The sequence below is a fragment of the Nitrososphaerota archaeon genome, assembly GCA_011605775.1.
Lineage (GTDB): Archaea > Thermoproteota > Nitrososphaeria > Nitrososphaerales > JAAOZN01 > JAAOZN01.
This window is the reverse complement of the sequence record JAAOZN010000037.1, coordinates 1-5,545: the sequence shown is the minus strand read 5'-3', so window position 1 is coordinate 5,545 and position 5,545 is coordinate 1. Positions and strand designations below refer to the sequence as shown.

Genomic DNA, 5,545 nt, shown 5'->3' with positions numbered 1-5,545 from the left:
TTCAGGTCGTGGCTTGAAAAGCTATGTAAGATTAAAGGTGCAAACTTATCCGACAACCGCTGCTGCATTTCGAACGGTATATTACTGCTGCCAACATTAGCAAATGGGCCGGGGTGTACGTCAGAAACCACTATAGCAGGGTTAGTATAGTTGGTAGAGAAGGCAAGAAGATAAGTCTTGATCTGAGCTTCCTCACTTCTTTCTTCTATCAAACGCTCAAGCAGATCCGGTTTCTCAGCAGCCCAAGCCTCTAAAAATGCTCGGAGCATCTTCAAAGAGTTAAGTGATCTATCGCCTGACGCCCTATCAACCACCACAAGATAGATCCCGACAGAAGCGACGAAAAGAGAGCCTAAGATAAATGTTGTTGGGTTACTCAGTATAATATTTTGTGCCATAAAGTAGATTAGTATGAAGAGTGCGAGTGGTTGGAAGATCGCCGCAATTACACCCTTAAGATCGCCACCACATACCGCTGAAACAAATATCAGTAAACGGAAAGCTACGGCAAGGAAGAAACCTAAGATGAATAACGTAGAAAGAACTGTAGGTAGTAGAGGAGATAGGGCTAAACCCAATAGGGCTAGCGTAATCCAGCAACCATTCGCTACATAAGATATTGCCATCAGCCGCCTTAAAGTGGCTACAGGGTAGTTGGCTAGCAGCGCTCTCTCTAACAAGAAGGAGAGTAGTAGTAAGAGTAGTGAAGAGGGTAGAAGATATGTAATGGCGGATAAAGTCGTTAAGAAGGCTGGTAGAAGGCTAAGCACCACAACACTCAACACACTTATCGTAGCAGAAGCTCTGGTAGAAGGTAGTCTAAATAATAGACTATATCGCCTCTGCAGGTTGGCTGCAGCTTTCAATAGAGGCCCCTTTTGTTACGTGGGAAGTAAGATTCGTATCAAGATGGATATAACGATCAACGCCGCAGACATGGCGACTACGAGTTCAGGCCTAATCTTAACACCTTTAGTTTCATCTTCAAAGAAGCGAAGCAGCCCAGCACTTGAGGCTGGAAGAGGGGCCTGCTTCTTTTTACTCTGACTCATCTACCTACACCTAACCAGAACAACACCAAAAGAGGAGATTAAAATATCTTTCTGATCACCTTGAGTGGTTAGTGTTGTTGGCTAGTCTAATGAGAGGTTATTCGTTTCAATTATTTGTGTACTTTATGTGCTATTGTTCGGTTGTTTGGGTCTATTTGAGGACCTTTCTACGCTTAAATTTTGTAATCATAATATATAGTTTTAACGTTGCGGGTTAAGGCGACATGCCTGAGCGCGTCTTACCAAATTCCTCGTATCTTAATGCGAAATCCACCACAGGTACCCTAACAAGAGTGAAAGATACGAGTAGTATAAGCGGAATGTGTCCAATTTGCATATATGATTGCCCAACACTCTGCCAGATAGGGTTAGCAGCGTTTCGAGGTAGAGAAGCGCTGTACCCACAACCAAAGTATTTCGGCTACAGCACTGCAGGAGCGCTAAAAGGACTTTGGTCTTGACTGGTCGCACTTTAATATACAGGCGGAACTCTTCGGTGTAAATGGTATAGAGCAGAATCCGGATAAGATGCTTTTCCCTGCAGCATCGACCGAGACGGTTATAGGTGGGATCTGCTTAAAGCTTCCTATTCTCATAGGTGCTTACGGGTCTACAGATGTCGCAAGGTTGAACTGGGATGGGTTGGCTATCGGTGCTGCAATCTCCGGAATCGGCATCATAATTGGCGAAAATGTTTGTGGGGTAGATCCAGATGCACAGATAACAAACGGGAAATTAACCTACTCTAAGGAGCTCAAAAGAAGAGTCGAAACTTACAGATCATTCTACGATGGAGAGTATGGTGATGTGATAATCCAGACAAATGTCGAAGATCAAAGATTAGGCGTAGACGTTTACGCATTATCAAAGCTTGAAGTAAGCTCGATAGAGCGCAAGTGGGGGCAGGGTGCGAAGGCTATAGGAGGGGAGATAAGGGTTAGAGATTTAGACCACGCTATTGAATTAAAGAAGAGAGGTTACATAGTTATACCAGATCCAGAAGATCGCGCGGTTCAAGAAGCGTTCAAGCAGAAGCTCTTTGACTCCTTCGAGAGGCACAGCCGAGTTGGAGTTATAGATGCAACTGCTGTTATAGAGGATGTAGAGTGGCTTAGAAGTCAGGGTGCAAAGAGGGTGGGGCTTAAGACTGGAGCGTACAGGCCAGCGGCTGTCGCTTACACACTCAAGATTGCCTCTCAAGCCAGATTTGATTATGTAACTTTCGATGGGGCGGGTGGAGGAACGGGCATGAGCCCTGTGTCGATGATGGACGAGATGGGTATACCTACAGTGTATCTGGAAGCGATTATCTTACGCTGCGCTCAGATTCTAAAGAAGAAAGGCTCCTTTTTACCAGACATAGTTATGGCGGGTGGTTTCATAGAGGAGAGTCAGATCTATAAGGCGATAGCACTAAGCAATTTTGGAGACGGTTCGTTAGTTAAAGGGGTGGTCATGGGAAGAGCGCCGATCACAGCGGTAATGAAGGCGAGATACTATGTGGAGTTGGCGAGAACAGGTAGACTGCCTAGGAGCTTCGCAGATGAATATGGCTCAACTCCTGAAAGGTTCTTCCGCTGCTCAGCTGAATTAAGAGAAAAGTATCGTGAAACGTTCGACAAGATACCTTGGGAAGCAGTAGGACTCTACAGCTATCTTCACGATAGAATCAGAACCGGATTACAGCAGCTGATGGCTGGCTCCAGAAGATTCCGCCTATCTCTACTCGACAGAAGCAACTTAATTGCTTTAACCGAAAGAGCCTCAAAAGCCACAGGGATCCCACTGCCACACGAAAGCGACCTAGATCTAATAGATCAGATACTCACAGACTCTGTGTAGAAAGCGGGATCTAAACACAGCTCGCCAAACAAACACCATTAAACCCGTTTAAGCGCTTCGCTAACGTCGAGGTCTCTATCATAACGTGTACTAATATCTAGTTTAAACATAATGTGTAAAAACATCATATTTCTATTTATTTTATTGAATCTTGGCTAGAGGTTTATAGGAAATCAAATCTTTGCCAGAAGCAATAGCCCTCTACCCACCAAAGTATCGTGCTGTGAGATTTTGTGGACAATGTTTAAAATAGATGCTTGGTTAAGGCTGTCTTCGATAGACTTGGGTAGCAGCACAGCCTTCCACTATTATAGTGAGGTTCTAAGGTTACTTGAGGAGCATCACCGATGGTTCTCCGAATGCATACCTCTTATCGCTAGCGAAAACGTCCCTTCTCCGGCCGTTCGTGAAGCTATAGTAAGTGACTTCGGCAATAGATATGCTGAAGGCTGGCCTGGTGAGAGAGTCTATGCGGGCTGTATCTACATAGATCAGGTTGAAAACGTCTGTATTGAGCTCGCAAAGATACTCTTTAAGGCTGAGTTCGCCGATGTTCGCCCAGTTTCTGGTGTGTGCGCCAACCTATCTGTGTATTCAGCGTTTACAGAGCCTAATGATATAATGCTCAGCTTGGCGATACCTAACGGTGGCCACATATCTACGGGGAGAAAGGAACTCTTCGGCACTGCTGGTTTAGTCCACGGATTAAGAGTCGAATATTTACCTTTTGATAAGAATGAGATGAATATTGATGTAGATGAAGCGAAAAAAGAAATTGAAGATATGGTTAAGCGGGGCGAAAAACCTAAACTCGCTATGTTAGGTGGAAGCCTCCTCCTCTTCCCACAGCCAGTAAAGGAGCTGTCAGACATACTACACCAACATGATGTGTTAGTATGCTATGACGCAGCACACGTGGCTGGGCTGATAGCTGGTGGACAATTTCAAGACCCATTAAGAGAGGGCGCAGATGTTATGACACTCAGCACGCACAAGACACTCTTCGGACCTCAAGGCGGAGCTATCGTTTCATTCCTAAAGTTTGCTAAACAGATAAAGAAAGCGGTCTTTCCAGGGACCACAAGCAATCATCATCTTCATCACATGGCTGGTAAGGCGATAGCGTTTGCAGAGATGTTGGAGTTCGGCTCAGCCTATGCATCCCAAGTCGTTAAGAATGCGAAAGCATTAGCGCAAGCACTCTACAACAGAGGAATTCAAGTTCTTGGTGCTGAAAAAGGATTTACTAGATCTCACCAGGTAGTTTTGGATGTTACGAAGTATGGTGACGGCGGTACTTTAGAGAAGGCGCTCGAAGAATGCAATATTATAGTCAATAGGCAGCTTATTCCGGGTGACGTTAAAGCCGGTCGAAACTATATGCAACCAGGTGGGCTCAGATTAGGGGTAGCTGAAGTTACGAGATTGGGTATGAAAGAGGGTGAAATGGAGGAGATCGCCGAATTCATAAAGATGGTGATAGTAGATAAAGCGGAGCCAAAAATTGTACGTGAAAAGGTTAGAGCGTTTAGGATGAGCTATCAAAAGGTTCACTACGCTTTTGAAAGCAAGAGAGAAGCCTACTCTTACATCAAGATAAGATAGAATAACGCTACTCAGAAGATAGGTAAGAAAGTAAATCTGCTTGCAATCTGCTTTGCTTAGTTCCAAAGAGCTCCTCTAATTCTCTCATCAATACATCAAATCGCTTCTTTAGATACTCTTCGACATCAAATCTATTCAGCAGCCTAGCAGCTAGACCAACATACTTCTCAATAGAGCTCTGGCTTACCGTAGCCAGAAGCACATCTCCACAGACCGGGCAGATGCCCCGTAAAGGTATGCGCCTAAAACTTTCGCCGCATCTTCTGCATCTGAACTTCTGGGTCGTGTACGCGCTTAAGTTCCCCTGTATATCACGTAGTAGATGAGTTTTAAGCACCGAAGAGACAACTATCGCTGGGTCTACAGCTCTTATTAACGAAGCCAACTCAACCTGTTTCTCCACTTTTTCAGCCACGGTTTTTAGTGTGGAGTAGGCACTTCTGGATCTACCTATTGCTAGATAGTTTGTGTGGTGTGTAAAGTGGAAGCCCTCGTATTGCTCCTTCTTATTTAACCTTTTCCTCACAACGTCGATCAGATCCAAAACATTCTGCGGCATTTCTCTTCTCAGAGTAGCTTCATAGAAGGCGAGAGGGTATTCTGCTGCACAGTCAAAGTTGTGGGCTTGCCGCTGAAGTTCCTTTGGAAGGATTATGGGTTGTAAAAGAAGAGGTGCGTCCATTAAGCCGCCTATCTGCTCAGGTAGAAACTCTCTAGAGAAGTTTAGGAATAAATCAAGCAGCAACATAATGCTGTCACCGTCTCCATCACAATCACGCCTTTTTGCTGAATGCCAATATGGGTGTGCGTAGCATACTTGTGTGTCGGTGAAGCCGATTACCCGCCCTAAAACGCCGACTGAAGTGTGTGGGGCAAGCCCTACAATCAAGCAGCCAATAAGATCGTCTTTGTCTTTAAAGTTGTAAACAGCTTCTAACCCGTAGAACTTTGTAAGTAGTTCGTCAATAAATCTCGCTACATTTAGAAGATGCGCAGCAGCTTCCATCGGCAGAATTACGTCTTGCACGAAAAGCTCAACGATCTGC

Annotated in this window: 4 protein-coding genes and 1 pseudogene; 2 read left to right on the top strand and 3 right to left on the bottom strand. The window is 44.9% G+C overall.

Going from position 1 to position 5,545, the window contains the following annotated elements; translation table 11 throughout:
• Together HA494_03580 and HA494_03575 are read right to left on the bottom strand one after the other, a co-directional pair.
• Window positions 1-866: DUF2070 family protein (locus HA494_03580; GenBank protein ID NHV96849.1), on the bottom strand; the 866-nt coding region annotated here is incomplete at its 3' end.
• A 15-nt stretch (window positions 867-881) separates the two neighbouring features.
• The gene (locus HA494_03575) at window positions 882-1,052 is read right to left on the bottom strand and encodes a preprotein translocase subunit Sec61beta (GenBank protein ID NHV96848.1); all 171 of its coding nucleotides are present in this window, start codon (window positions 1,050-1,052) and stop codon (window positions 882-884) included.
• A 224-nt stretch (window positions 1,053-1,276) separates the two neighbouring features.
• Between HA494_03575 and HA494_03570 the strand changes: the two are divergent.
• A pseudogene (locus tag HA494_03570) lies at window positions 1,277-2,894 on the top strand (FMN-binding glutamate synthase family protein).
• A gap of 240 nt (window positions 2,895-3,134) precedes the next feature.
• Window positions 3,135-4,499, top strand: coding sequence for a serine hydroxymethyltransferase (locus HA494_03565; GenBank protein ID NHV96847.1), 1,365 nt, complete (start codon window positions 3,135-3,137; stop codon window positions 4,497-4,499).
• A gap of 7 nt (window positions 4,500-4,506) precedes the next feature.
• On the opposite strand, the gene HA494_03560 is transcribed toward HA494_03565, so the two are convergent.
• Window positions 4,507-5,545 (bottom strand): DNA polymerase II large subunit (locus HA494_03560; protein ID NHV96846.1); only part of this gene is annotated, 1,039 nt, incomplete at its 5' end.

Bases quoted from the DNA above. Each gene is read 5' to 3' on its own strand.
- HA494_03575 (NHV96848.1), bottom strand. From the start codon at position 1,052: ATGAGTCAGAGTAAAAAGAAGCAGGCCCCTCTTCCAGCCTCAAGTGCT.
- HA494_03565 (NHV96847.1), top strand. From the start codon at position 3,135: ATGTTTAAAATAGATGCTTGGTTAAGGCTGTCTTCGATAGACTTGGGT.